Consider the following 26,384-nt stretch of genomic DNA (forward strand, 5'->3'; position numbering starts at 1 on the left):
CGCCGTGACGCAAGCCCCAATTTTGACTTTTTTGAAATTCAGTCAAATTGGCCTTATTTAGTCCAACCCGTGAAGGACCTGTGAAGCCGACCGCTGTACACGAGGGGCAAAACGCCGCGAGCGGTAGCCGTCAACCGTTGGCAGATTCTACCGCGAAAACGATAGCACCAGGCAACACAATCGAAGTATCAATGATCGCGTAGATATCGAGGCGCCATGGACGAAGAGCTTGATTACCTATGGGAGACCCTGGGCCTCGAGATCACTGCTGACCTTTGGCCCGAACGGGACAAAATCCATCCCACACTGCGCCCCGCCATTACTGTGGTGCAGGCAAAATACCGCCGTGCATCCTTTTTGATCATGCGGATGTCATGGCACGCGGGACTCCCCGACCTTAAGCGAATCCAGGCAAGCCTCGTCGAGCTGTCCGGCATGCCGACCGTCATATCCGAGGCGCACCTGGAGCAGCGTCAGCGCGAGCGACTGCAACAGCAGCGGATTCCCTTTATCTGCCCTGGCGTTCAGGCATATCTGCCCTTTATGGACGAGGAGTACTGGAGCGGCAAGCCCAACAAGCACGTAAAGGTCTACGATCCGCACGAATGGGCACAGCTGGCGGACTGACTGGGGCAGGCCCGCCGGCGGAAAGTGCGTCCCAGATTTCAAGCTCAAACTGGTCCCCACTTTCCCGTTGAGCCCTCAACCGGAAACCGTGTCCCGCAATCGAAGCTCAGAATGGGACGTGCTTTCCGCAACCGGCCACTTTGGGAAAGTGCATCCCATTCTGGAAGCGAATTCCGGGATGCACTTTCCGCAGCCGCTACAGCAACGCCTCGGCCCAAGCCGCTTCCCTAAAGCCGGGAATCGCAAAGTCGTCACCCACCAGCAGCGGACGCTTGACCAGCATGCCGTCGGTCGCCAGCAGCTCGTAGCACTCCCGATCCGTCATGCCCGCATCCAGACGCGCCTTCAGGCCCAGCTCTCGATATTTCATGCCCGACGAATTAAAGAAGCGCCGCACCGGCAGCCCCGAACGAGCAATCCAGGTCGCAAGCTCATCAGCCGTGGGATTGTCCAAAACGATATCGCGATCGATATACTCTACCCCATGTTCGTCCAGCCATGCCTTGGCCTTCTTACAGGTCGAGCACTTGGGATATCCAACAAACAGTACAGTCATGGGAATCCTCCGAATATAGATCGGCCAACGCAGGCACACGCCACACGAGGCGCCTTCGTATGATGGGCCAATAGTAGCCCGCGGGTCACACTTTAAACGAACCGTACCCCGAATCCGCGCTTGATAAACGGCAGCAGTTCCATTGCCTCGGGCGTGATATGGCCCGCAACGTTCATGCGCTCGTCACCGGGAAGATCGACCCGCGCAATCTCAAGCTCGCCTTCGTAGCGCCCATATCCGCTATTGCTCACAGCGATCGACCCCGCCTTTCGCGGCAGGCCGGCTCCGGCATCCGTCGGCACGGAATCCGGCTTAAGCTTCGTACGTGACTCCTGAGACCTAAAGATGAGGACACTCGAGTCGGGCCGATCGTGATGAATCTGCCCGCGCACATAGGCATAACCGGGCTCAAGCTCGCATTGCAGGTCCACGTATCCGGCGGAAACTTGAGCAAACTGCGCCCAGCCCGCATCGGAAAGATCGGGGTCGCCGACCAACACAATGTCGCAATCGGCGCCATGTGCAAGCTCAAGCATATTGAGAGCAACCTTTGACGCGCGACCGCGCTGCGCCTCGACCGTCGGCAGTCCCTCGAATACCGGCCCGCGAACGTTAGCATCACCCGGCACAAAAGCCATGATTTCGAATCCAAGCGCCGCAAGACGAAGATTCGTCCGAGCAACATCTTCAAGAGCTAAACCGGTATAAGGCTTGGGGTAAAAATTGTGGCAGGCGGCAAAACGAGTCACATCGGCGCCGGCTTCACGCCACGATGCGATTTCATCAGAACTCACCGTCGATGCATTGACCACAATGCGAAATACACCGGACAGCTCCGCGACCCGCTGGGCGCTAAAACCATAGTCCAAACGAAGGTATTCCAACCCCAAATCGCGCAGGTCCTCGATGCGCTCAAGCCCGAGCAAATCGCACGTGCGAGGCCCCACATCGGCAATGAGCGCAATGCCGCGGGCGGAAAGCAGCGACAGAACATGACGGACTTTATCTGCATACGCCGCTCCCCCATCCTCGGGAATATGCAGCGAGGTGAACGCATAGCGCGCACCCGCCGCGGCACCGCGCTCAATCGTCCGCTCAATATCCTGCAGAGGGCTGGAAAGATAAATCGAAATACCCGTCTTCACGCTTCAACGCTCCTTTAAAAAAGGCCGGCGGAGCAGCTGGCCCCGCCGGCACAACCATAACATCAAGAAATCTGCTGCGCGCCGCGAACCCCGAGCAACACGGCTCGCGATATCAAACTACTCGCCAAAGAACTCGTTGATCTTCTGCTCGTCGACGCCAAAGAACCACGTCAGGACAAAGCCGGCGGCATAGGCAAGCAGCATAGCGGCAACGTAGCCGAGTTGCTGGCCAGGAACGACGATCAGCAGGCCAAACAGACCGGAAACGCCCTGAGAAACCGTGCCGATGTGAAGCAGCGCCGCGAGCGCGCCGCCAAATCCGGCACCCAGGCAGGCCGTCACAAACGGACGAACGAGCGGCAGCGTAACAGCATACATCAGAGGCTCGCCCACACCCAGGATTCCAACGGGAATGGACTCTGCGACGTACTTCTTGAGCTTGGCGTTCTTGGTCTTAAAGTACAGCGCCAAACCGGCACCGACCTGGCCGCCACCAGCCATCATAAGGATGGGAAGCAGGTAATTGATACCCTTGGTAGCGCCGTCGGGATCGTTGAGCATAGCGTGGATCGGCGTGAGCGCCTGATGCAGGCCGACGGAAACCAGCGGCAAGAAGCCTGCCGACAGGATATAGCCGCCCAGGACGCCCAGCTTCTCGAAGATAAAGGTCAAAACGCTAAAGATGGCAGTCGTCAGCCATGCGCCAACCGGCTGGATGACGAGCATCAGAGCAAAGGCGCCGATGATGAGCACCAGCAGCGGGGACAAGAACGTGTCGAGTGCGTTGGGCATAACCTTGCGAATCTGACGCTCCATCCAGGCAAAAAATGCGCCAGCGATGAGAGCCGCGATCATGCCGCCCGCTGCAGGGTTGTACTGCGCACTGGTGAGCGGCAGCAGAATGGCAGTGGCAGGATCAGCCGCGCCAGGCGCAAGCAGGGGCATGGCGCTGTTGGCGATACACATCATGCCGGCGATGCCACCCAGCGCAGCGGAGCCACCAAACTCACGTGCCGCGTTATAGCCCACCAAGATGGGCAGATAGGCAAACAGGGCCCAGCCCATGGAACGAATGCCCTGGTACCACCACTCGCCTGCAAGCGCGCCTGCCGTCGAGACGTTAATGACGTTGCAGATACCGTTGATGAGGCCAGCCGCAATGATGCCGGGAAGCAGGGCGACGAAGACATTGGAAATCTTCTTGAGGAAGGCCTGAACCGGCTTGGACTCGTACTTGGCCTTCTGCGCGGCCTTGTTTGTGGCCGCAGCGTCAACCACGCTCTCGTCAGCAACGCCTTTCGCAAGGCCGGTGAGCTTGGAGAACTCCTCGAGCACCTTATTCACCTTGCCCGGACCCAGCACAATCTGCATCGTGTCGTCCTCGACCAGGCCCATCACGCCGTCGAGTGCCTTAATACCCTCCGTGTCGACGTTGCCCGTGTCTTTGACGGTCACGCGCAGGCGCGTCATGCACGCCGCGTTTGCGAGCACGTTGTCTTTACCGCCCAAAAGGTCCAGCAGCTTTTGAGCCAGCTCTTTGTTCGTCATAACTCCTCCTTGTATTGGGTATCTCGTCTGGATGTCATATCAGCTCACGCCGCGCACCTATTGGGCATCGGCATTGCTCTTCTCATGGCCACTCACCGCAGCACGAACATGGCCTCGCGCCCGCTCAAGAGCTACCACAGCCTGCTCGGCATCGCAGTCCAGCAGTACCGAGACAATAGCGGTTTTTACGTGGCCGCCGGCATCTGCAAGCGCCTGAACAGCGCGCTCGCGCGTGCAGCCGGTCGCCTCCATCACGATGTTCTGGCCGCGCACCACCAACTTCTCGTTCGTCTGCTGCACATCGACCATCAGGTTTTGGTATACCTTGCCGATCTTGACCATGGCACCGGTCGAAATCATGTTGAGAATGAGCTTTTGAACCGTTCCCGCCTTGAGCCTCGTTGAGCCGGTCAGCACCTCGGGACCGGGCACGGGCTCAATGGCAAGATCTGCGCTCTCCCCGATCTTCGACCCTTGGTTGCAGGCAATTGCAATGGTCTTGCACCCAGTTGCCTTGGCGTACGCAAGGCCGCCCACCACATAAGGAGTACGGCCGCTTGCCGCCAGGCCAACGACAAGATCCTTGTCCGAGAGTCCACGCTCCCGCAGGTCGTTCGCGCCAAGCGCCTCGCTGTCTTCGGCACCTTCGACAGCCTTGATAAACGCCGTCTCGCCTCCGGCAATGAGCCCGACAATCAGATCGGGTGACACGCCAAACGTAGGCGGACACTCCGAAGCGTCGAGTACGCCCAGACGACCGCTGGTGCCTGCGCCCATGTAAAAGACGCGCCCGCCGCGCTCGAGTGCCTCAGCAGCCCAGTCGATTGCCATGGCAACCTGGGGCAACACTTTCGTGACCGACTGGACGGCACGAAGATCCTCATCGTTCATCGTCGTGACGATTTGCAGCGATGTCATCGTATCGAGGTCCATTGACCTTTGATTACACTGTTCGGTCGTGAATTTTGTTAAATCGAGCATTTCATTCACCTCATCTTTCCTGTTTCTCGATGTAGTTTTGTTTAATGACATGCGTCGCCCGTTCGTAGTCGCTGGCAACGTAAGCAGCGTACAGGGCATCGACAACCATAAGCTGGGCCATACGCGAAGCCATGGCACCGCTGCGGACCAAGGGTTCACTCGCAGCGACGCCGAGCACGGCATCGGCCATGGTGGCAAGCTTGGATGATCCATCTACTTTGGTAACGGCCACAACGGGACAGTTGTGGCGTTGAGCCTCGGCGGTGCAGTCCAGCACCTCTTGCGTCAAGCCCGAGTAACTAAAGGCGATTGCCATATCGCCCTCATGCATGTTCTTGGCACATAAGAGCTGATCATGCCAGTCGTCGTACAGATGGCACTCTTTGTCGACACGCATGAGCTTTTGCGCCAGGTCATGCGCGACCAAACGAGAAGCACCAATACCGAACAGATTGACCGCGCGTGCCCGCTTAAGACGGGCCGCGCATCGCTCCAAGACGGTGTAATCGAGCGTTCGTGCCGTCGCCTCGATCGTGCGCACGTTGCTTTTCATCACCTTCCCCACGATACGTTCGACGCTGTCATCCATGGAGATGTCCTCGAGAGCTACGTCTTTCTTGTCACCTAAGAGCGCCAGCTCGGCAATCAGTTCGCGCTGGAACTCCTTGTAGCCCGCAAAACCCAAACGCTTGCAAAAGCGCAAAATGCTCGAGGGCGAGGAGAACGTGACATCGGCAAGACCGCGGACGGACAGCCCGACCACCTCGTGCGGATGAGCGCTTACATATGCGATGACGTTGCGTTCCGCCGGGCTCGCGCTGAGCTCACGCTCGCGAAGCCGCTAAAGCAATCCGTTTGCCATCTCAAACACCTCCGTTGAGTAGAATTAAAGACCAACGAACGATTCGTACCGGATACAAACAGCTTTTGCGGTACATTGTGCCGCATCGTGGCGCACAAAGGGCGAGCGTTCTACCGCTCGCCCCTCAAATCCGACCGCTCGGAAATACGCGCGACACAAAATAATTCAACGAGGTCGCATTATCAGAAACGGGTTTGTTACCGGCTAGCGCCTCGCATGGGCGCCGATCGGCCGAGTCGCATGGCGCACCAACGCCGCTGCCAGCAATACCAACAGCATGGCGGTGACATAGCCCGCAGCATCGAATCCTAAATCGATAACGTCGAAATGCCTGCCGGGAACAAAGATCTTATGCACCTGGTCGCCAACGGAGCAGGCAGCGCAAAAGAGAAACACAGGCACGCAACGGGAACACACACTCCATGGACGCCTGGAAAAGCAGACCACGATCACCGAGGCGAACAATCCGACGAAGAAAAACTCTACGGTATGGGCGACGCGACGGACGTTTGCGCCTACCCACATGCGAATGGAAGCAAGTCGACCAGGCTGGACCGTCGAGGCAGCCGGATTGGTACTCTCAGTCATGCCGTCCCCCGCCTGAGTTTCACCCGTGATGCCGGTAGCCTGAACGCTCGCAGCCTGACCCTCCACCACGCGCGCGGTGGACTCGCTCAGCAACGACGTCTGCACTGCGTTTTGCTCCGTCAGCACCCAGATGCCCGCCAGCGTTGCGGCGAACAGAGCGATCGCGGTCCACCCGATTATTTTCTTCATGTGCGCCAAAGGCCAACCTCCGTCTTTTTAAATATGAGCGAGTGTAGCCCCAAATGACATCGTCACCGTATCAAAATTTGAATCGCAACAGGAAGCGACGAAGCGACGCAAACCCCTACCCCGCCTCGCGCATCCAGCGATCGAACGTCCCCACGCACACGCCCAGGCACTTTGCTGCCTGGCTGCGGGTAATATCGCCCGCCTCATAGCTATCGCGCACCAGCTCAAACTGAGGAGGGCATGGCTTGCGAGGTCGACCGAAACGGACCCCTCGCGCCCGCGCCGCTGCAATTCCCTCCGCCTGGCGCCGATGGATATTCTCGCGCTCCACCTGCGCCACGTAGCTCAGCAGTTGCAGCACAATATCGGCAATCAGGGTGTTGGTCACATCCGGCGCGCCGCTGGCCCTGGCGCGCGTGTCAAGCAATGGCATGTCCAACACCACAATGGCAACCCCGAGCTCCTTGGTAATGCGTCGCCATTCCTCAAGAATCTCGGAGTAATTACGACCAAGTCGGTCGATAGAAAGCACCACCAGCACGTCCCCGTCTCCCAGGACGTGCAACAGCTCGCGATAATGCGGCCGATCGAAGTCCTTGCCGCTCGCATGGTCGGCATAAATATTCGCCGAGCCCACGCCATAGGCGCCCAGCGCATCCAGCTGCCGATTAAGGTTCTGATCGCGCGAACTCACCCGCGCATAACCGTACACCGTCGCCATCTCATCCCCGCTTTCTTGTAAACCTGCCAAAAAGGGACAGGTTTATTTTGGTAGGTTCTACCTCTCAAATAGCAGGTAAGCGGGCGGCCGAGCAGACGGCAAGGTAGCCACGATTCAAATGCGGAGGGCGGTCCCGAAAGGCCGCCCTCCGCTCCCCCACCATCGGTCGGGATTTGGCTAATGGATAAGCTTGAAGTCCAAGTGCCCACGCGTGGTATTGACACGTGAGACCTCGATAATCACGCGCTGCCCCAGCTCGTAACGGGTGCCTGTGTCGGCGCCCGTCAGAGTAAGCGCGTCCTCGTCGAACTCGAACCACTCGTTGCCCAGGCTCTTAATCGAAACCAAGCCTTCGACCTGCGTCAGGTCCAAGCGCACAAAGAGGCCCATGCTGCTAACCCACGAGACGGTTCCGGCATAGCGCTCGCCCAGGCGATCCTCATAGTACTGGGCAATCTTGATCTTTTGCGTCGCATGGCTGGCGGCATCTGCCGCGCGCTCGGCATCGCTACATGCGCGGCAGATCTGCGGCAGAATGCGCGGCAGCGACTCGCGCCCCTTGCCGATCAGCCACGGCGTACGGACCAAGGCGTCCTTGCCGCCGAGCTGCTCATAGGCCAACTGCAGTTTGAGCACGCGGTGCACCACCAGATCGGGGTAGCGACGGATGGGACTCGTAAAGTGGCAGTAGCACGGCGCGGCGAGCGCAAAGTGGCCCTCGTTGCGCGGCTTGTACAGCGCGCGCTGCATGCTGCGCAGAAGCAGCGTGTTAACGAGCGGTGCGTTGGCCGTACCGGCGGCAGCATCAACTGCAGCCTGCAGCTCATCGGGGCTCCCCAGGGCAATACCGGCAGCACGGCGATCGTCGATGATGCCTAGCTGCGCCAGCGCAACGGCAGCACCGTGCAGGCTATCGGGGCTCGGATCCTCATGCACGCGATAGCAGGCCTCGATATCACGGTCTGCCAGCCACTCTGCAACGCACTCGTTGGCGAGCAGCATGGCTTCCTCGATAAGCGACGTGGTACACGAACGCTCACGCGCCACAATCTGCACGGGCACTCCGTCCTCATCCAATAGAGCGCGAATCTCGGCCGTGTCAAAATCGACTGAGCCGCGGGCGCGACGAATACGACGGCGAAGTTCGGCGAGTTCGTTAGCGGCGACAAGAAAATCGCCGAGGTCGATGTTGTAGCCGCGGGCGGCCTCCTCGCACGCAAGGCCGCGCTCAAGCGCTTCCTCGCGCGAGGTCTCGGCAGCCGCAACATCCTCGGCTGCACCCTCCAGCACCGAATACTCAACCGCGCCGGCACGCACCAGCAGCGCCTCGGCGCCGTCATAGTCCATACGCACACGCGAGCGAATCACACTGGGGTATGGATCGTAATGCCGCACGCGACCCTGTGCATCGAGCTCGATATCGACGGTAAACGCAAGACGGTCCTCGTCAGGGCGAAGCGAGCACAGGTCACAGGACAGGCGTTCGGGCAGCATGGGAAGCACACGATCGGCCAGATACACCGATGTCGTACGATGGCGAGCCTCAAGATCGATATGCCCGTCCCAAGCCACATAGTGTGAAACGTCGGCGATATGCACACCCAGCTTGTAGCCACCCACGGGCGTGCGCTCCAGCGAAATGGCATCGTCAAAGTCGCGCGCGTCGACCGGGTCGATCGTGATGACAAAGCGGTCGCGCAGATCGCGGCGGAGCGGGTCCCTAAGCGCCGCGGACACATCGAGCGAAAGCCCCTCGGCCTCGTCTAGCGCGGCCTCGGGATAGCTATCGGTATAGCCGTAACGCGCCATCACATATTGAACGCCCAAATCGGGCGCGTCATCTCCGCCAATGCGGCGTTCGATCGTCACGGTGCCCGATTCCAGGCGCGTCGGGTAGGTCAAAATGCGCGCGACAACGGCATCACCCGGGTGGACACCCAGACGATCCGCCGAGGTATCCTCGGGCAAAATGAAGAAGTCGGCCTTCAGGCGCGAATCGAGCGGCTCAATCACACCAAGCGGACCGGCGGTCTGGTACGTACCCACCACGCTTATGGCTGCACGCTCGACCACGCCCTCGATCACGGCGCGCCGCTCACCGTGCGGGCTGTTCTTAATGCTCACGGCAACGGTATCGCCATCCATGATCTCGCGCTTACCGCGGCCCATGACCTTGTAGTCGCCGTTTTCGGTTACAACGTAGGCGCTATGCTCATGGAGCTGCACGCGCCCGGTCAGGCTCGGACGGCGTTCGCTGCGCACCGGCCCGCGCTTATTGCGAGCTCCACGCTTATGCTTGTTATTGCGCCCCATGGCGCCTCCTAACTATCGATTGCGAACTCCAAAGAGTCTACCCAAATGATTCGCTTTCCTGCCGTCCCCTAGGAATCAAAAAACGGGCCGCCCCATAAGAGACGACCCGTTGGAAGGGATGAATTCCAGGCATGCCTACACGCGCAGGTAGCGGCGCATGGCAATGGCAGAACCAAAGAGACCGATAATCACGCCGACCAGAATCAGCGCAGCATAGGTCACCAGGTAGTACTGCGTCGGCAGGGCAAACGACATCCAGCCGATGCTCTCCTGCAGACGCGGAATCATCAGATTGCGCAGCAGCTCCAGAACGCCGATGGAAAGCAGCGAGCCCAAAATGGCCTGCAGTACGCCCTCGGTGATAAACGGGCCGCGAATGAAGCCGTTGCTGGCGCCGACCAGACGCATAATCGCAATCTCACGACGACGCGCCGTGATGGACAGGCGAATCGTGTTGTTGATGAAGATGAATGCGATAAAGGTCAGAAGGCCAACGAGCACCACGGCGGCGATGCGGATGTAGTTGGTCACCTGGAACAGGCGGCTCACTTCCTCCTGGCCGTACAGCACGCTCGCGTTGACGTCGCCGTCATCCGCGATCTTCTGGAAATCGGCATCCTTCTTGAGCTTCTTGGCCGTGCTCTCGACCTGAGACGGATCGTCCATCTCAATCGCAAACGAGGCGGGCAGCGGGTTCTGGCCGTCGAGCGCGCTCATGGTGGCGTCGGCGTTACCCGACATCTTGCTCGTGTACTCGGCCAGCGCGTCGTCCTTATCCTTATAGGTCACGGACTTGACGTTGCTCCACGTCTTGAGCTCGGCCTCAAAGGCCTGGACGTCTGCCTGATCGGCGTCATCGCTAATAAAGGCATTAATGACAACCTGATCCTCGACGGTACCGATCACGGAGTTCAGCATCGCGGAACCCATAATGAACAGGCCGATGATAAACAGCGAAAGGAAGATCGTGATGACGGCGCCGAGCGAGGTAGTCCAGTTACGGAAGAAGTGGCTGATTGCCTCTTTGAAGGAGTAGCCCACGTTAGTTGGTGCCATAGTTGCCGTAACCTCCCCTCTCCTGGTCGCGAATAACGTGGCCGCCCTCGAGGGCGATCACGCGACGGTGCATGCTATCGACCATCTCGCGGTCGTGCGTGGCGACGATCACGGTGGTGCCGGTGCGGTTAATACGCTCGAGCAGCTTCATGATGCCCAGCGAGATCGCCGGGTCGAGGTTGCCCGTCGGCTCGTCGCAGATCAGCAGCGGCGGACGGTTGACCATAGCGCGGGCGACGGCAACGCGCTGCTGCTCGCCACCGGAAAGCTGGTCGGGCAGCGAGTCCATCTGATCGGCCAGGCCGACCAGACGCAGCACCTCGGGCACCTGGCTGCGAATGACGCCCTTGGGCTTGCCGATGCACTGCAGGGCAAACGCCACGTTTTCGTAGGCGGTCTTTTGCGGCAGAAGCTTAAAGTCCTGGAACACGGCGCCAATCTGGCGGCGCAGGAACGGAACCTTGCGGTTCTTGATCTTCATGAGGTCCTGACCGGCAACCAGGATGCGGCCGCTCGTCGGCTTGACGTCACGGTTGAGCGTCGACAGCAGCGTGGTCTTACCCGAGCCGGAGTGACCGACCAGGAAGACGAACTCGCCCGGATAGATCTCGATGTTGATGTCGTCGAGTGCAGGCTTGTTGGGCTGTGCCGGATAGATCTTGGTGACATGCTCCATAAGGATGACGGGCTCGACACCGGCCTGCTTGGCCATCTTCTTGCGGCTGGCCTGCGGATCGATGGGCGCAAACACCGACGTAAAATCGGGGTTGTTGAGCGCGTTATCGAGGCTTGCGACCTCGGCTGCCTGATCGCTCTCGACCACCGGGGCAGCAGGCTGCGTGGGGTCGGGAATAGCGGCAAAGAGACCGGACTGCGCAGGCTGAGGAGCCGGCGTCGCAGGGGCCAAGGGGTCGGGAATGCCGGCCATGGTAGGCTGCGGCGTGGCGGCACCAGCCTGAGGCTGCTCCACGCGAGCGGTCACGGCCTGAACGGGCTCAAAACCCGCCGTGCCGGAAAGCGCGACATCGCTGGTTGGATTGTAGGCAAAGGGATCGGATGCCGGCTGTGCCTGATCTGCCGGCTGAGCGGGGGCCTGAGCAACAGGCTGGCCCTCTGAATCCGGAGTGGCGAAACGACTGCCCTGGACGCCTGCCTGCGTCTTGGGGGCATCATCGCCCGCACCGGAGGTACGGAAGTGGTTACCCACTGGTGCTCCTTATCGTCGTGCGTTTAAACTACATGAGCGCTTTGTATTTTAGCAGTATTAGCTTTGCTGCACATAAGAAGCATGGCGTGCTTAGGGATCCCGTCGGCCGGGCACAGGGCTACTCTCCAAATCGTCCTCGGACATGTCGGAGCCCCCGCTGCGCGCTTCGCGCTGCGGGGGCTCCTCCGTCCTGCGGAAAGATTTGGAGAGTAGCCCTGTGTCCGGCCTGCGGTAACTAAGGGGTCGCCGTGTTTTACTTGGGGTGCTGCATATACAAAGTTGGAAGGGTCTGAATTGCGCTTTGTCGATATATGCCCTTTTCCCTGATGGGACCGTGCTTGAGGGGCGTCTTCATAAGTTGCGGTGAAATAGGGACTGTTTTACCAGTTAAAAGGTCTAATCAGTCCCTATTTCACCGCAACTGAAACAGGGGCGCTCTCCAAGAGAGCGCCCCTGCCGGGTTTCCATAGTTCTGGCGAAGCAGTCCTTGAGATCCGCCTTGCCTTATGCCAAGAACTCCTTGGTGGTCGCCACGATGTTGGCGGCGTCCAGGCCATACTTGTGCAAGAGCTCGGCACCCGGGCCGGACTCGCCAAAGGTGTCGTTGACGCCGATCTTCTTGAGGGGCGTCGGGCACTGCTCGCACAGGACGTCGGCAACGGCGCTGCCCAGGCCACCGATTACAGAATGCTCCTCGACGGTCACGACGTGGCCGGTCTTGGTGGCGCTCTTGACGATCAGGTCGGCATCGATGGGCTTGATGGTGTGCATGTTGATGACCTCGGCGTCGATGCCCTCGGCAGCGAGCTGCTCGGCGGCCTCGAGAGCCTCGCCGACCATCAGGCCGCAGGCGATGATGGTCACATCGGCGCCCTCGCGCATGACAATGCCCTTGCCCAACTCGAACTTGTAGGTCTCGGGGTCGTTGATAACCGGCGAGGCCAAACGGGCGAAGCGCATGTACACCGGACCGTCGCACTCGTAGGCGGCGCGCGTCACGGCGCGGGCCTCGACGTCGTCGGCGGGAACAATCACGGTCATGCCGGGGATGACGCGCATGAGGGCGATATCCTCGCAGCACTGGTGCGTGGCACCATCCTCGCCCACCGAGATACCGGCGTGCGTGGCACCAATCTTAACGTTGAGGTGCGGGTAGCCGATGGAGTTACGGACCTGCTCAAAAGCGCGGCCGGCTGCGAACATGGCAAAGGTGCTCGCGAAGGCAACGCGGCCGGTGGTCGCGATACCGGCGGCGACGCCCATCAGGTTGCTCTCGGCGATACCCACGTCGAAGAAGCGGTCGGGGCAGGCGGCCTTGAACTTGCCGGTCTGCGTGGCGGCGGCCAGGTCGGCGTCGAGGACCACAAAGTCATCGTGCTCGTTGGCGAGCTCGACGAGGGCCTCGCCGTAGCTTACGCGCGTGGCGATTTTTTTGACGTCTGCCATCCTAGAGCTCCTCTCCGGCGGCCGTGAGCTCTGCCATGGCCTGCTCAAACTGTTCATCGTTGGGGGCCTTGCCGTGCCAACCAACCTGGTTCTCCATAAAGGACACGCCCTTGCCCTTCAGGGTCTCGGCGATAATGGCGGTCGGCTGCCCCTTGGTGGCGCGAGCCTCGGCAAAGGCGGCGCGGATCTGGTCGAAGTCGTTGCCGTCGGCGAGCTCCACCACGTGGAACTTGAACGCGCGGAACTTGTCGGCGAGCGGCATGGGGTCGTTGACCTCCTCGACGGGGCCGTCGATCTGCAGGCCGTTGTGGTCGACGATCACGCAGAGGTTATCGAGCTGCTGGTTGCCGGCAAACATGGCGGCCTCCCAGACCTGGCCCTCCTCGCTCTCGCCATCGCCCAGCAGGGCGTACGTGCGGTAAGTATCGCCCCAGTGCTTGGCGGCAACGGCCATACCCACGGCGGCGGAGATACCCTGGCCGAGCGAGCCGGTGGACATGTCGACGCCCGGGGTGTCGTTCATGTTGGGATGACCCTGCAGGTGGCTGCCGATATGGCGCAGCGTCTCGAGATCCTCCTTGGGGAAGAACCCACGCTCGGCGAGCACGGCGTACAGGCCCGGAGCGCAATGGCCCTTGGAGAGCACAAAACGGTCGCGATCGGCCTTGCGGGGATCGGCCGGGTCGACGTTCATTTCCTCAAAGTACAGATAGGTCATGATGTCGGCAGCGCCGAGCGAACCGCCCGGATGGCCGGACTTGGCAGCGTGCACGCCGGTGACGATGCCCTTCCTTACCTCGTTGGCAACCTTTTTGAGCTCTTCGTCGCTCATTGTGCCTTCCTTTCATCCTCATTAGACAAAATGCGCACGGCACGGAAAGGTAGTCCCAACACAGCCGCAATGCACGTACGTCATTCATTATGCTGGAAACTGATGGCTTTACCAGAGTTTTTATCATTATTTGAACAATTTAGCAGGCAGAACCGCTGATGAAACGGTTTATCAATGTGAACGTCTTTTGGATGGAACGCAGTCGACCCTACGCGCTAATGTCCTTGAATCCCTCGCCGAAGGCTTCCGTAACGTCAGCGACCGTCACAATGGCGTGAGGATCGCGCTCGCGCACGATCGTCTTGAGGGTATTGAGCTCTCGACGGCTCACAATGACCATAATCACCGGCTTCTCGGCACCCGAATACATGCCAGTCGCCTTAAACTTGGTACAACCACGACCCAGGCCATACATGATATCGGCAGCGATATCAGGGAACTTATCCGAGATGATGAGTACCATACGGCGTTTGTTGCCGCCATCGACCACGGCATCGATCACATAGCCGCTAATGACCATCGAAAGGCCTGCATATAGTGCGTTTTCGATTGAAAAGACCGGAGCCGACAGCGCACACACGGCAACGTCGATTGCCATGACGGTCGAGCCCACCGGCAGCGAGGTGTTACGCGAAATGATTTGGCCAATCGTGTCCGAGCCGCCGGTGTTGGCGCCGGCACGCAACACCATGCCGTAACCGATGCCCGTAATAATGCCGCCCCACATGGCGGGAAGCATCAGGTCCGCATCCGCCAGAGGTGCTACAAACGGGGCGAACAGATCGGTAAAGAAGCCCAGCAGCACAAAGCCCGTCGCGGTCTGCACCACGTAGAACATGCCGCCCTCGCGCATAACGACCAGCAGCAGCAAGGCGTTCATCACGATGGTCTGGATACCGACGGGAAGCGACACGCCTCGCGCCGCGCCGACCGCCTGGATAATGGTGGCAAGGCCCGTAACGCCACCGGCGGCAAGACCATTGGGAATCAAAAACAGGTCGGTCGCGATGGCGGCCAAGGCACACCCCAACATGATCTGGGGCAGGTCGTGAAAGAAGTTCATCGAAAGAATGCGCTTGATGTCCAGACGATATGCCATGCTGCCTCCCTCAAAAAAGCGCACCCAAACGGATGCGCTTTGAACTTCTTCTTGTATTCGATTCTACCGATTCGCCGGACAAAAACCACCCCTGCGCAGGGTTTATTCTGGATACAAACCCGTCCAACCGTTGGGCTTAGCATCGGTTTGAAGCCGCCCGATGTTTTAGACCTCCGAGCCTTCTGCATCGGCGTTGCCGGTGGCCCAGCGATGGTAGCCAATAACAAACGGGTCCAGGTCGCCATCGTCAAGAACGGCCTCGACATTGCTGGTCTCCACGCCCGTGCGTAGGTCCTTGACCATCTGGTACGGGTAGAGCACGTAGCTGCGGATCTGGTTGCCAAAACCAATCGTGGTCTTGGGTCCGCGAATCTCATCGAGCGCCTCGGCACGCTTCTCGAGCTCAATCTCGTACAGGCGAGCCTTGAGGATCTGCATGCACGCGGCCTTGTTCTGGATCTGGCTGCGCTCGTTTTGGCAGGTAACCACAATGCCGCTGGGGAAATGCGTCACGCGCACGGCGGAGTCGGTGGTGTTGACACCCTGACCGCCCGGGCCGCTCGCGTGGTACACGTCCACGCGGATGTCATCGGGGCTGATCTCGATGTCGATATCATCGGGTAGCACGGGGATGACCTCGACGCCGGCAAACGTGGTCTGGCGGCGCTTCTTGTCGTCGGTGGGGCTAATGCGAACCAAGCGGTGGACGCCGGCCTCGGCGCGCAGCATGCCAAATGCGTCCTTGCCCTCGACGGTAAAGGTCGCGCGGTCGATGCCGATGACCTCGGCCGCGGGACAGTCGTTGATGGTGACCTTCCAGCCGCGACGCTGGCAGTACTTCATGTACATCTTAAAGAGCATGAAGGTCCAGTCCTGGGCCTCCAGACCACCCTGTCCGGGCTTGATGGTCACAATGGCATCGCCGTGATCGAACTCACCGGTAAACCAGCTCGAAAGCTCAAGCTCATCGATGGCACGGGCCAGGCGCTCAGCCGTGGCTGTAGCCTCCTCGCGAAGGGCGACGGCATCGGGGTCATCCCCCATCTCCTCGGCAAGCTCCAGCGCGGCGCGGGCATCGGAAAGCTCGCCCCGCGCGGTATCCACGGCAGCGATATCTTCCTTGGTACGCGCGATCTCCTCCATGGTGGCACGGGCGGCGTCAGCGTCATCCCAAAAGCCAGGGGCAACACTTTTGGCCTCGAGCTCGGTCACGCGCGTGCGCTTTTCGTCCAAATGGAGATACGACTCGACCTCACCGAGCCGGTCCGCGAACGCGTCCAGCTCGGCGGGCGTTACCTCTAAAGCCTCAGCCATTAACGATTCCTGCCGTGGCAGTACTTAAACTTCTTGCCGCTACCGCAGGGGCACGGGTCGTTACGGCCCACGTTGACGTACGGATCGTCGCTCTCGGACTTGCGATAGGTGGTCACCTTGCCACCGTTGTTGACGGCAGCCGGTCCGCCTTGGACAGCCGTGCGGGCCTGCACCTGCGCCTGCTTGCGCAGCACCGAGTCGCCGTTGTCACCATCGACCTCGGCAGGACCGGAGAAGCGCGCGCCCTCGAGCGCAGGCTCCTCCTTGTGCTCCACGGCACGCGGGGCAGCCTTGATCTCGATGCGCAGAACCGTGCGCAGGTAATCCTCATACATGGTGTCGACGAGCATCTGGAACGCGCCGTAGGCCTCGGTCTTGTACTCGACCAGCGGGTCGCGCTGGCCAAAGCCGCGCAGGCCGATGCCGGTCTTGAGGTAGTCCATCTCCTGCAGGTAGTTCATCCAGCGGGTATCGATGACGCGCAGCATGACCTGGGTGTTGAGCTCGCGCATCAGGTCCTCGCCCAAGCGCTCGGCCTTCATGTTGTAGCACTTCTCTACGTAAGCCAGGACATCGGCAGCCAGAGCCTCATAATCCTCGTCGGGGAACTTCGGCGTATCGATGTGGCCGGTGAGCTCCACAACCCACTTGCGCAGGCCCTCCAGGTCGCGCTCACCATCGTGACTGTCCTTGGTGCAGAACTCCTGCACGCAACGGTACACGGTGTCGTGCATGACCTCGGTGATGTGGTCGGTCAGGTCCTTGCCGTCCAGAATCTTATTGCGCTCGGCGTAGATGACCTGACGCTGCTTGTTCATGACGTCGTCGTACTCAAGGACGCTCTTACGCATGGAGAAGTTGATGCTCTCGACCTTGTGCTGGGCGCTCTCGACGGCCTTGGAGATGATCTTGTGCTGGATGGGCATGTCGTCGCCCATGTCGGCCGTGACCATCATCTTGGAGACGCGGTCCATCTTGTCGCCGCCGAACAGGCGCATGAGGTCGTCCTCGAGCGACAGGTAGAACTGGGTCTCGCCCGGATCGCCCTGACGGCCAGAGCGGCCGCGCAGCTGGTTGTCGATACGACGGGACTCGTGGCGCTCGGTGCCGATAACGGTCAGGCCGCCGGCGGCAAGCACGCGCTCGCGCTCGGCCTTGCAGGTCTCCTTGGCCTCGGCGTTAAACTGCTCGAGCTGCTCGGGCGTCACGTCCTCCATGGTCAGGCCCTCGTACTCAAGGCGCTCGCGCACCAGCTCGTCGGGGTTGCCGCCCAGCAGGATGTCGGTACCACGACCGGCCATGTTGGTGGCGATGGTCACGGCGCCGTAGCGTCCGGCCTGGGCAACGATATGGGCCTCGCGTTCATGGTGCTTGGCGTTGAGGACCTCGTGTGCGATGCCGCGCTTGGTAAGGGCGGCAGACAGCTTCTCGGAGCTTTCGATGGAGACGGTGCCCACCAGGACCGGCTGTCCCTTGGCGTGACGACGCTCAACGTCGTCGGCAACGGCGTTGTACTTGGCCTGAATGGTGCGGTACACCAGGTCCTCGTGGTCCACGCGCTGCACGGGCTTGTTGGAGGGGATGACCTCGACGGGTAGCTTGTAGATCTCGCGGAACTCGGCATCCTCGGTAAGTGCCGTGCCGGTCATGCCGGAGAGCTTGTCATACAGACGGAAGTAGTTCTGCAGGGTGATGGTGGCCAAGGTCTGGTTCTCCTCGCGTACGAGCACGCCCTCTTTGGCCTCGATGGCCTGGTGCAAGCCCTCGGAATAGCGGCGGCCTTCCATGATGCGACCAGTGAACTCGTCGACGATCTTGACCTCGCCATTAGTGACCACGTACTGCTTGTCGCGGTGGAACATGTACTGGGCCTTCAGCGCCTGCTGCAGGTGGTTGACCAGCTGGCCGGAGAGATCGGCATAGATGTCATCGATACCCAGGCGGCGCTCAATCTTCTTAAGGCCGCGCTCGGTGGCGGCGATGGTGTGCTTGGCCTCGTCCATGACGTAGTCGCCCGTGGGCTCGACGTCCTCGGTGGCGGTGAGCATGTCGTGCGACACGTCCTCGCCGCGCTCAAGGCCGCGCACGGCACGCGCGAAGTCCTTGTAGGTGCTGGCGGACTTGGTGCCGGCACCCGAGATGATGAGCGGCGTTCTGGCCTCATCGATCAGGATGGAGTCGACCTCGTCGACGATGGCGTAATGGTGGCCGCGCTGAACGCGCTGCTCGGGGCGGGTGACCATGTTGTCGCGCAGGTAGTCGAAACCGAACTCGGAGTTGGTGCCGTAGGTGACGTCTGCCTGGTAGGCCGGGCGCTTGAGTTCGAGCGGCATGTTGTTCTGGAGCAGACCAACGGTCATTCCCAGGTACTTGTAGATGCGGCCCATCCACTCGGAGTCGCGCTTTGCCAGGTAATCGTTGACGGTAACGACATGCACGCCCTTGCCGGCGATAGCGTTGAGGTAGCCGGCCAAGGTGGAGACGAGCGTCTTGCCCTCGCCGGTCTTCATCTCGGCAATATGACCCTCATGAAGCGCCATGGCGCCGATGAGCTGTACGTCAAAGTGACGCATGCCCGTGATGCGCTTGGAAGCCTCGCGCACAGTGGCAAAAGCCTCGGGAAGCATGTCGTCGAGCGACTCGCCGTTGGCGTAACGCTCGCGGAACTTATCGGTCTGGGCGCGGAGTTCCTCCTCGGTCATCTTCTCAAACTGGGGCTCAAGACCGTTGATCTGGTCAACGATCTTGTAGTAGCGCTTAAGGTCCTTATCGGATCCAAAGGACAGCAGCTTTGACATGAATCCCATGTGGTTTTCCTTTTTGGCCATCGCCCACGCCGTGCAGCTGCGGGCGAGTTAAACACAGATGATTGTACTTTAGCCAAACAAGGCGCGGCCTATACGGTCGACCTCGACCGCCACGTAATAACTACGACCAACCTGCCAAAAGGGGACTGGTTTATTTTGGCAGTTTTTATCTGGGAAAACGCTGTATCTCTGCCATTTGGTGCAAACGAACCCGTCCCCTTCGCACCAATCTGGTGCAATGGGGACGGGTTAGCTTGCACCAATAAAGGAAAAGGGCCGCGCACCCAAATGGATACGCGGCCCTTTAGCCACGAATGCGAGCGATTCCTCGGCGAGCTATTTACTCAGCAGCCTCGGTGGTCTCGGCCTCGGCAGCGGCCTCCTCGACGGGAGCCTCTGCGGGAGCCTCGGCGGCCTGCTTGGCAGCCTCCTCGGCAAACTTAGCAGCACGCTTGGCCTTCTCGGCAGCCTTAGCCTCAGCGGCGGCCTTGCGAGCGGCCTCGGCCTCAGCAGCCTTGGCAGCCTTGGCAGCCTTGGCCTCCTCGGCCTTCTTGAGCTGGGCGGCAGCGGCGCCACCGAACTTGTCGGCGAAGCGCTGGACGCGTCCACCGGTGTCGACGAACTTCTGCTGGCCGGTGTAGAACGGGTGGCACTCGTTGCAAAGCTCAACCTTCATCTCGGACACGGTAGCGTGCGTCTTGAAGGTGTTGCCGCAGGAGCACGTCACCGTGCACTCGACATACTGGGGATGGATACCCTGCTTCATGGTAGGACTCCTTATTGGTCAGGCGCTGGTTACCGATCAGCGCATAAGGCGTCTTGGTTTCCGACCAAGACAACAAACTCGGCTATGGTACCACGGCGCCGCGTGTCCCACAAAAGGTTCACGGTCTTTGTGCAACGCGGCGTGGCCAACCGCAGCGGACACGCACCCTGTCGCCCCTTCGCCCATGTTGCAGACGTGTAACGCCGCAGTAAGCACACCCCTTTTGGCGCCAGACGGGTACAATGATGAACACTGTACCGTAGCGGAGCGCCCCGCGCGCGCCGCAACCACGCGAAAGGGTTTCCCATGGCCGAGATCTCGTCCTCCCGCATCGTCATCACCGTCCTTGGCAAGAACCGCCCCGGCATCGTCGCCGGCGTCACCCGCGTTCTGGGCGAGGCCAACGTCGACATCCGCGACATCACGCAGTCCATTATCGAGGACATCTTCACCATGACCATGCTGGCCGACACCGCCGAGTCCAAGCTCGACTTCGCCGAGCTGCAGAAGGCCCTGGCCGAGGCCGGCGAGCTTTCGGGCGTCAACGTGTCCATCCAGCGCGAGGACGTCTTTAACTTTATGTACCGCCTGTAGCGAACAAGCCGCTCGGGGCAGCTTGACGTCATATCGTCCAAGCGCGCGGCCCCAAAGCGGACCGGAGAGGAGCGCGCATGGCCTACGACGCCAAGAAAATCTACTACCGCTTCGACGATCACCTGAGCCGCCTGGTTCTGGATTACGAGGCGAGCCGTCAGATTTCGCCCGAAAGCGAAAACCTCTACCACGGCCTGCCGACCGCCCCGTACGACGAGGGCCTGTTCGTAGAGCATAACGTCAAACGCGGCCTGCGCAATGCCGATGGCTCGGGCGTGGTCGCGGGCCTTACCCGCATCTCGGACGTGCACGGCTACAACAAGGTCGACGGCAAAGTCGTGCCCGACCAGGGCAAGCTTACGCTGCGCGGCTACAGCATCGAGGACCTGGTCAACAACGCCCAGGCCGAGAATCGCTATGGCTACGAAGAGGTCGCCTACCTGCTCATCACGGGCTCGCTGCCCAACAAAGAGGAGCTCGACGGTTTTTGCGGACGTCTGGGCGCTTTTAGGCACCTGAGCGATGAGTACGTCAAAGAGTTCCCCATGACCACGGTGTCGTCGAGCATCATGAATGTGCTTCAGCGCGCCGTGCTGCTGCTCTACGCCTTCGACGCCGAGCCCGACGCCATTACGCCCGAGCACGAAATCGACGTCGCCATCTCCATGCTCGCCCGTCTCCCCCGCATCGCCGCCTTCGCGCATATGGCCTCGGTCGCCAAGCGCCGCGGCTCCGAGGTTCATGTACCGCACCCCACGCCCGGTCTCTCCACCGCCGAGACCATCCTGCAGGTGTTGCGCGGCGGCATGGCATTCACCCGCGACGAAGCCATGCTGCTCGACGTGATGCTCATGCTGCATGCCGAACACGGAGGCGGCAACAACTCCACGTTTGCCTGCCGCGTGCTGTCCTCCTCGGCCACCGACCCGTATTCCGCCTACGCCGCGGCTATCGGCTCACTCAAGGGCCCGCGCCACGGCGGCGCCAACGCCAAGGTCGTGTCCATGCACGAGGACATCCGTGCGCACGTCTCCAATTGGGAGGACGAGGACGAGGTCGCAGCCTACCTGGGCAAGATCCTCGACAAGCAGGCCTTCGACGGCACGGGTCTCATCTACGGTATGGGCCACGCCGTCTACACGCTGAGCGACCCGCGCGCCGAGGTCTGCCGCCGTTACGCGCGCACGCTTGCCGCCAAGAAGGACCTGGGCGAGGAGTTCGCGCTCATCGAGCGCATCGAGCGCCTGGCACCGCAGGTGATGCGCGACCACGGCATGACCAAGCCCATCTGTGCCAACATCGACCTGTACACGGGCTTTATCTACAAGATGCTCGGCGTACCCGAGACGCTTTTTACGCCGCTATTCGCCGTCGCCCGCATGGCCGGCTGGTCGGCACACCGCATGGAAGAGCTCTTCTGCGCGCACCGCATTATCCGTCCCGCGTATCGCCCGGTTATCGAGCCGCTGGAGTACAAGCCGCTCGCCGATCGCTAGGACGCGGACCGTTATAGAACCCGAGCGTGGCCAGGGCATCATCGCCCTCGGCCACGCTTTTTATGCCAGCAGAAAGGGCTGCATCAAATGATTGTGTTTTCCGATATGGATGGAACGCTGTTGACGAGCGATAAGCAGATGAGCGATGCCACCTGGGCGATGCTCGACGAGCTCGCTCGACGCGGGATTGAATTTGTGCCCTGCACGGGACGTCCGCTGTCGGGCATCTTTGAGCCCATCCTCGCTCACCCCACCGTACACCACGCGGTCTGCGCCAACGGTGCCAGCGTCTGGCAGCTCGACGCCGGTACGCCCACCGACGCCTCGCGCGCCACGTGCATCTTGAGCCGTCCGCTCGACCGTGGCATTGCCCACCGCATCCATCGCATTGCCGCCGGCCACGATGTGACCTTCGATATCTTCGCGGATGGGCAGTGCTTCCTCCCCCGCTCGCTCTACACGCGCCTGGACGAATTCTGCGGCGGCGACCCCCACATCGCGGCTTCGCTCAAGCGCACACGAACACCGATCGACATGGATATCGACAGCAAGATCGACGAGGTCGAGACGCTCGAACGCATCGCCATGTACTGGCATGACCCGGCCGATCGCGACGCCATCGCGGCGGCGCTCGACACGCTCGAAGGCATTGAGGTCACGCGTTCGTACGCCATGAATATCGAGGTCATGGGCGAGGGCGCCACCAAGGGGACGGCCCTCACGTGGCTATGCGAGCACTTGGGCGAGCGTCTCGCCGACGCCTGGGCGTTCGGCGACAACATCAACGACATCCCCATGCTGCAGGCAGCGGGCCACGGCATGGCCATGATCAACGCCGAGCCCGAAGATCGCGAGGCCGCCGACGCCATCACCGAATACGACAACGACCACGACGGCGTCGCCCGCACCATCATGGCCGCCCTCGCCTAGTCGTTGGGTAGTCATTGGGGACATTCTTAAACGACCAGTCACTGGGGACACTCTTCGCAAAAAACTGCAAGGACTGTCCCCCACTGTCGGCAGAAAAAGAACGTCCCCATCTGCCGGATTAGGAGAAACTCTCCAGCACGCGACGGAGCTCACGTTGGACGGCGTGGTCACGGTTACAACCCACCACGCGATCGGCCACCGCCTTGAGCGCGGGGCGCGCATTTTCCATCGCGCAGCCCGTGCCGACAAAGCGAATGATCTCGTAGTCGTTCATCGAGTCGCCAAACGCCATGACCTCGTCGCGTTCGACGCCATAGTGCTCCATGAGCTGCTCGATTCCCGAGGCTTTCGACACACCGGGCTGCATGGCATCGATCCATGCGTTTCCAGAAGGCGCAAAGGTAAAGAGCTGGCCAAGCTCGCGCTGCAGTACGTAGGCACTGTCCATAACGGCACAGTCATCGCAAAAGATACTCGCCTTGATGATATTTACGCTGGGATCGGGCAGCTCCCAAATGCGCTCGGCATTGGGAAGGTCCTTATCGACCTCACGCACGAACTTGCACTCGTCATCGAGCAGGAAGGACTTGGTTCGGTCAAAGAGCGCAAGATGCAGATTGGGAAACGTCCTGACGGCTTGGGCGAGCCTTCGAATCGCCAGGTGGGAATACACCTCACGGTCTACCATCTTACCGTCGGCGTAGACCTGGGCGCCGTTAGCGGCGACAAAGTCCATCTTGTCGCGAACGGGCGCAAAGAACTCACACAGGCGATCGTAGCGACGACCTGACGATGCGGCGAAATGCACGCCATGCTCGTGTAGCGCCAGAATCAGTTCGTAGGTCTCGGGAGGTACCTGGCCGTTTTCGTCAAGCAGTGTGCCGTCCATATCGGATGCAATCAGTTTAAACATAGAAAAGCTCCCTTCGGACTTGTTGGAATCGAACGTGTATCCGATTCCAACGTACCCAAAGGGAGCTCAAATAAGACTCCGCGGGCGTAAACGTTACAAGGACCTGGCAAATAGCTCACACATGCCAGAGGTCCTACGGTCGCGGCGTCAGGCAGTCCGCCATAAGAGTGTCCCCGATGACTAGTCGTTTAAGAACGTCCCCGATGACTAGTCGGCGTAGGTGAAGGTTGTGACGTCGAACATGCCCTCGGGGCGGATGCGGAGCGTCGGGATGACCGGCAGGGGCAGGAAGATAATGCCCATGATGGGGTCGAGTGGCGGCTCAATACCCATGGCGCGCGCCTTGACCATAAAGTCGTCGTGCTGCGCGGCAACGTCCTCGGCCGTACCCTCGCTCATAAGGCCACCGAGCGCCAGCGGAATGCGCGCCACGACCTCGCCGTTGCGCACCAGCACGTGGCCGCCCTGGCCCACGGCCTCAACGGCAGCCATCATATCGGCGGCGTTGTCGCCCACCACGCACACGTTGTGCGAGTCGTGGCCGATCGTGGAGGCAATGGCACCACCGGTGATGGTAAAGCCACGCACCCAGCCGCGACCGATATGCTTGCCAACCAGGCCCAGGCCAGCGGGGCCGTCGCCGTCGACGCCCTCGGCCTGCAGCGACACGCCGCGGCCATGGCGCTCGATAAGCATAATGCGACGCAAGTCCTCGGCGCTCTCGGGGCGGGCCATACCCGTGATAGCCATACCCGGGATGACATCGATAACGGCCTCGCCCGGCTTAAAGGCATAATCGAATACGTCGAGCGAAAGCTTCGGCAGCTTAACGGAACCACGCAGCTCATCGGCAAGCGCTGCGACCTCGGCCGTCTCGGGTGCGACCTCGCCCACAAAGGTGCCATCCTGCGCCACCAGGGCACCGGCGGCATAAACACGATGCGGAGCCTTGGCAAACGTCAGGTCATCGAGCAACAGCAGGTCGGCGCGCTTGCCCGGGGCGATTGCGCCGCGAAGCTCGTGCGGGTCGCGGCAGCCGTGGTCCAGGCCAAATGCCTCAGCCGTAGAAAGGGACGCCATGGAGATGGCGACCACGGGGTCGATACCGGCCTCGATAGCCACGCGGCAGGCATTGTCGATCATGCCGGTCGAAAGAGCATCGGAGGGAGCGCGGTCGTCGGTCGCAAAGCAGCAGCGGCGGGCGCGGGCAGGATTCTCCAGCAGCATCGGGGACAAATTGGCTAGGTCGTGGCTGCACGTGCCCTCACGCAGCATCACATACATGCCGCGGGACAGCTTGTCGAGTGCCTCCTCGGGAATCGTCGACTCGTGGTCGGCGATAATGCCCGCTGCGGCATAGGCATTGAGGTCCTTACCGGCAACGAGCGGCGCGTGGCCGTCAACCTGCTTGGACGGCGTCTGGTTGGCAGCATCGATGCGAGCACAGGTCTCGGGGTCGGCCATAAAGACGCCCGGCAGGTTCATCATTTCGCCCAGACCAAAGACATCGCCCGGATGCTCGGCAAAAAACGCCTGCATATCGGCAGCCGAAATAACGGCACCGGCTTGCTCGTCGGGCAGCGCGGGCACGCACGAAGGCATCATGTACTTGATGGAGATGGGTGCGCGGCGGCCGTCCTCAATCATAAAGCGCAAGCCGTCAAGACCGGCAACATTGGCAATCTCGTGGCTGTCGGCAATGGCGGTGGTGGTACCGCGCGTCGCGGCCATGCGAGCGTACTCGGCGGGACGGATGTTCGAAGACTCGATATGCAGATGCCCGTCAATAAAACCGGGAGCGAGATAGCGCCCTTGGCAGTCGATGACCTCAGTTGACTCGTAGGCGCCAGCGGCATCGTCGCGACCATCGTAGAGCACGCCGACGATCACACCGTCCTTGACGGCAACGCTACCGGGCGCCACACGCTGGCCATACACGTCGACGATCTGCGCATTGGTAAACAGCGTGTCGACGGGCACGCGCCCCTCGGCAGCATCGATCACAGACCTCATGACCTCAACGGACATACATACTCCTTTAACCGTAGAAAACAGCTGCGGAGCGGACAGGCCTTCACCGCAGCAAGCTAATAGCCATTGTATGCCCAAACGATGGGCCAACAATACGCCCCTCCGCTTAACGGCACACGCCGCTTGGCGCAATGAGGGCAGGTTACTTTGCACCAATGGCAAGGAGTGTCCCAAAGTGCCGGTACAAAAGGAACGTCCCCAAGTGCCAACAACGGAAGCGCCGATGTTTTGGCAACGACAGACACTATGACCCAATCCGAGGGCACGGAAACGACAGGAGCCCCCGCTCGTGACCGCGGGTCGGGGCTGCGACAATGTTGTTGAAGTGCCAGAGGCGCAGCCGCGCCGCAACGAGGTTGGGAG

At 60.8% G+C, this 26,384-nt stretch carries 22 protein-coding genes and 1 pseudogene; 4 read left to right on the plus strand and 19 right to left on the minus strand.

The genetic code is table 11. From position 1 onward, the window contains the following. Positions 1 to 216: 216 nt before the first annotated feature. The gene (locus AAAX36_RS03935) at positions 217 to 627 is read left to right on the plus strand and encodes a hypothetical protein (protein ID WP_006235322.1); all 411 of its coding nucleotides are present in this window, start codon (positions 217 to 219) and stop codon (positions 625 to 627) included. Positions 628 to 823: 196 nt separating this feature from the next. On the opposite strand, the gene AAAX36_RS03940 is transcribed toward AAAX36_RS03935, so the two are convergent. The 17 genes and pseudogenes from AAAX36_RS03940 to rpmE form a co-directional block, all read right to left on the minus strand. Further along, the gene (locus AAAX36_RS03940) at positions 824 to 1,183 is read right to left on the minus strand and encodes an arsenate reductase family protein (protein WP_148332038.1); all 360 of its coding nucleotides are present in this window, start codon (positions 1,181 to 1,183) and stop codon (positions 824 to 826) included. Positions 1,184 to 1,275: 92 nt separating this feature from the next. Next, positions 1,276 to 2,328, minus strand: coding sequence for a MupG family TIM beta-alpha barrel fold protein (locus tag AAAX36_RS03945; RefSeq protein WP_161115426.1), 1,053 nt, complete (start codon positions 2,326 to 2,328; stop codon positions 1,276 to 1,278). A 117-nt stretch (positions 2,329 to 2,445) separates the two neighbouring features. Beyond that, complete coding sequence (locus AAAX36_RS03950; RefSeq protein WP_117757888.1) at positions 2,446 to 3,876, minus strand: PTS transporter subunit EIIC; 1,431 nt, start codon at positions 3,874 to 3,876, stop codon at positions 2,446 to 2,448. Positions 3,877 to 3,933: 57 nt separating this feature from the next. Continuing rightward, positions 3,934 to 4,857 (minus strand): N-acetylmuramic acid 6-phosphate etherase, encoded by a 924-nt coding sequence (gene murQ / locus AAAX36_RS03955; protein ID WP_349074088.1) that lies wholly within the window; start codon positions 4,855 to 4,857, stop codon positions 3,934 to 3,936. Between the two features lie 10 nt (positions 4,858 to 4,867). Then, positions 4,868 to 5,446, minus strand: coding sequence for an SIS domain-containing protein (locus AAAX36_RS03960; protein ID WP_349074109.1), 579 nt, complete (start codon positions 5,444 to 5,446; stop codon positions 4,868 to 4,870). 54 nt (positions 5,447 to 5,500) lie between these two features. Further along, positions 5,501 to 5,683 (minus strand): annotated as a pseudogene (locus tag AAAX36_RS03965) (MurR/RpiR family transcriptional regulator); the annotation flags it as partial. 240 nt (positions 5,684 to 5,923) lie between these two features. After that, positions 5,924 to 6,496, minus strand: a complete 573-nt coding sequence (locus AAAX36_RS03970; RefSeq protein WP_349074089.1) for a VanZ family protein — start codon at positions 6,494 to 6,496, stop codon at positions 5,924 to 5,926. 115 nt (positions 6,497 to 6,611) lie between these two features. Next, complete coding sequence (locus tag AAAX36_RS03975) at positions 6,612 to 7,217, minus strand: recombinase family protein (RefSeq protein WP_138340470.1); 606 nt, start codon at positions 7,215 to 7,217, stop codon at positions 6,612 to 6,614. A 177-nt stretch (positions 7,218 to 7,394) separates the two neighbouring features. Further along, on the minus strand, positions 7,395 to 9,530 hold the full coding sequence (locus tag AAAX36_RS03980) for an RNB domain-containing ribonuclease (RefSeq protein ID WP_349074092.1): 2,136 nt from the start codon (positions 9,528 to 9,530) through the stop codon (positions 7,395 to 7,397). A 135-nt stretch (positions 9,531 to 9,665) separates the two neighbouring features. Then, positions 9,666 to 10,586, minus strand: a complete 921-nt coding sequence (gene ftsX / locus AAAX36_RS03985) for a permease-like cell division protein FtsX (protein ID WP_349074094.1) — start codon at positions 10,584 to 10,586, stop codon at positions 9,666 to 9,668. Next, positions 10,573 to 11,793, minus strand: a complete 1,221-nt coding sequence (ftsE, locus tag AAAX36_RS03990) for a cell division ATP-binding protein FtsE (RefSeq protein ID WP_022094244.1) — start codon at positions 11,791 to 11,793, stop codon at positions 10,573 to 10,575. The genes ftsX and ftsE overlap by 14 nt, the downstream gene beginning before the upstream one ends. A gap of 504 nt (positions 11,794 to 12,297) precedes the next feature. After that, a complete protein-coding gene (locus AAAX36_RS03995) occupies positions 12,298 to 13,239 on the minus strand; it encodes a transketolase family protein (protein ID WP_006235309.1) in 942 nt (313 codons plus the stop codon). A gap of 1 nt (position 13,240) precedes the next feature. After that, entirely contained in the window at positions 13,241 to 14,071 is an 831-nt protein-coding gene (locus AAAX36_RS04000; protein ID WP_035137416.1) for a transketolase, read from the minus strand. 208 nt (positions 14,072 to 14,279) lie between these two features. Beyond that, positions 14,280 to 15,170, minus strand: coding sequence for a YitT family protein (locus tag AAAX36_RS04005; RefSeq protein WP_006235307.1), 891 nt, complete (start codon positions 15,168 to 15,170; stop codon positions 14,280 to 14,282). A 165-nt stretch (positions 15,171 to 15,335) separates the two neighbouring features. Beyond that, entirely contained in the window at positions 15,336 to 16,484 is a 1,149-nt protein-coding gene (gene prfB / locus AAAX36_RS04010; RefSeq protein WP_161159997.1) for a peptide chain release factor 2, read from the minus strand. Beyond that, positions 16,484 to 19,291 carry a preprotein translocase subunit SecA gene (gene secA, locus AAAX36_RS04015; protein ID WP_349074098.1) on the minus strand — a complete coding sequence of 936 codons (2,808 nt, stop codon included), beginning with the start codon at positions 19,289 to 19,291 and terminating at the stop codon, positions 16,484 to 16,486. Before secA ends, prfB begins: the two co-directional genes overlap by 1 nt. Positions 19,292 to 19,631: 340 nt before the next feature. Beyond that, positions 19,632 to 20,057 carry a 50S ribosomal protein L31 gene (gene rpmE / locus AAAX36_RS04020; protein ID WP_006235303.1) on the minus strand — a complete coding sequence of 142 codons (426 nt, stop codon included), beginning with the start codon at positions 20,055 to 20,057 and terminating at the stop codon, positions 19,632 to 19,634. Positions 20,058 to 20,363: 306 nt separating this feature from the next. On the opposite strand from rpmE, the gene AAAX36_RS04025 reads away from it, so the two are divergent. The 3 genes from AAAX36_RS04025 (at position 20,364) to AAAX36_RS04035 (ending at position 23,077) form a co-directional block, all read left to right on the plus strand. Beyond that, complete coding sequence (locus tag AAAX36_RS04025) at positions 20,364 to 20,651, plus strand: ACT domain-containing protein (RefSeq protein WP_006235289.1); 288 nt, start codon at positions 20,364 to 20,366, stop codon at positions 20,649 to 20,651. A 77-nt stretch (positions 20,652 to 20,728) separates the two neighbouring features. Next, positions 20,729 to 22,147: a citrate synthase gene (locus tag AAAX36_RS04030; protein WP_148331859.1), complete on the plus strand. Its 1,419-nt coding sequence runs from the start codon at positions 20,729 to 20,731 to the stop codon at positions 22,145 to 22,147. A gap of 87 nt (positions 22,148 to 22,234) precedes the next feature. Then, on the plus strand, positions 22,235 to 23,077 hold the full coding sequence (locus AAAX36_RS04035) for a Cof-type HAD-IIB family hydrolase (RefSeq protein ID WP_349074102.1): 843 nt from the start codon (positions 22,235 to 22,237) through the stop codon (positions 23,075 to 23,077). A 118-nt stretch (positions 23,078 to 23,195) separates the two neighbouring features. On the opposite strand, the gene AAAX36_RS04040 is transcribed toward AAAX36_RS04035, so the two are convergent. After that, positions 23,196 to 23,990: an HAD family hydrolase gene (locus AAAX36_RS04040; protein ID WP_349074104.1), complete on the minus strand. Its 795-nt coding sequence runs from the start codon at positions 23,988 to 23,990 to the stop codon at positions 23,196 to 23,198. A gap of 207 nt (positions 23,991 to 24,197) precedes the next feature. After that, entirely contained in the window at positions 24,198 to 26,018 is a 1,821-nt protein-coding gene (locus AAAX36_RS04045) for an adenine deaminase C-terminal domain-containing protein (protein ID WP_349074106.1), read from the minus strand. Positions 26,019 to 26,384 lie beyond the last annotated feature (366 nt).

Origin of the sequence: Collinsella sp. CLA-ER-H10 (genome assembly GCF_040092475.1) — a bacterium.
GTDB lineage: Bacteria > Actinomycetota > Coriobacteriia > Coriobacteriales > Coriobacteriaceae > Collinsella.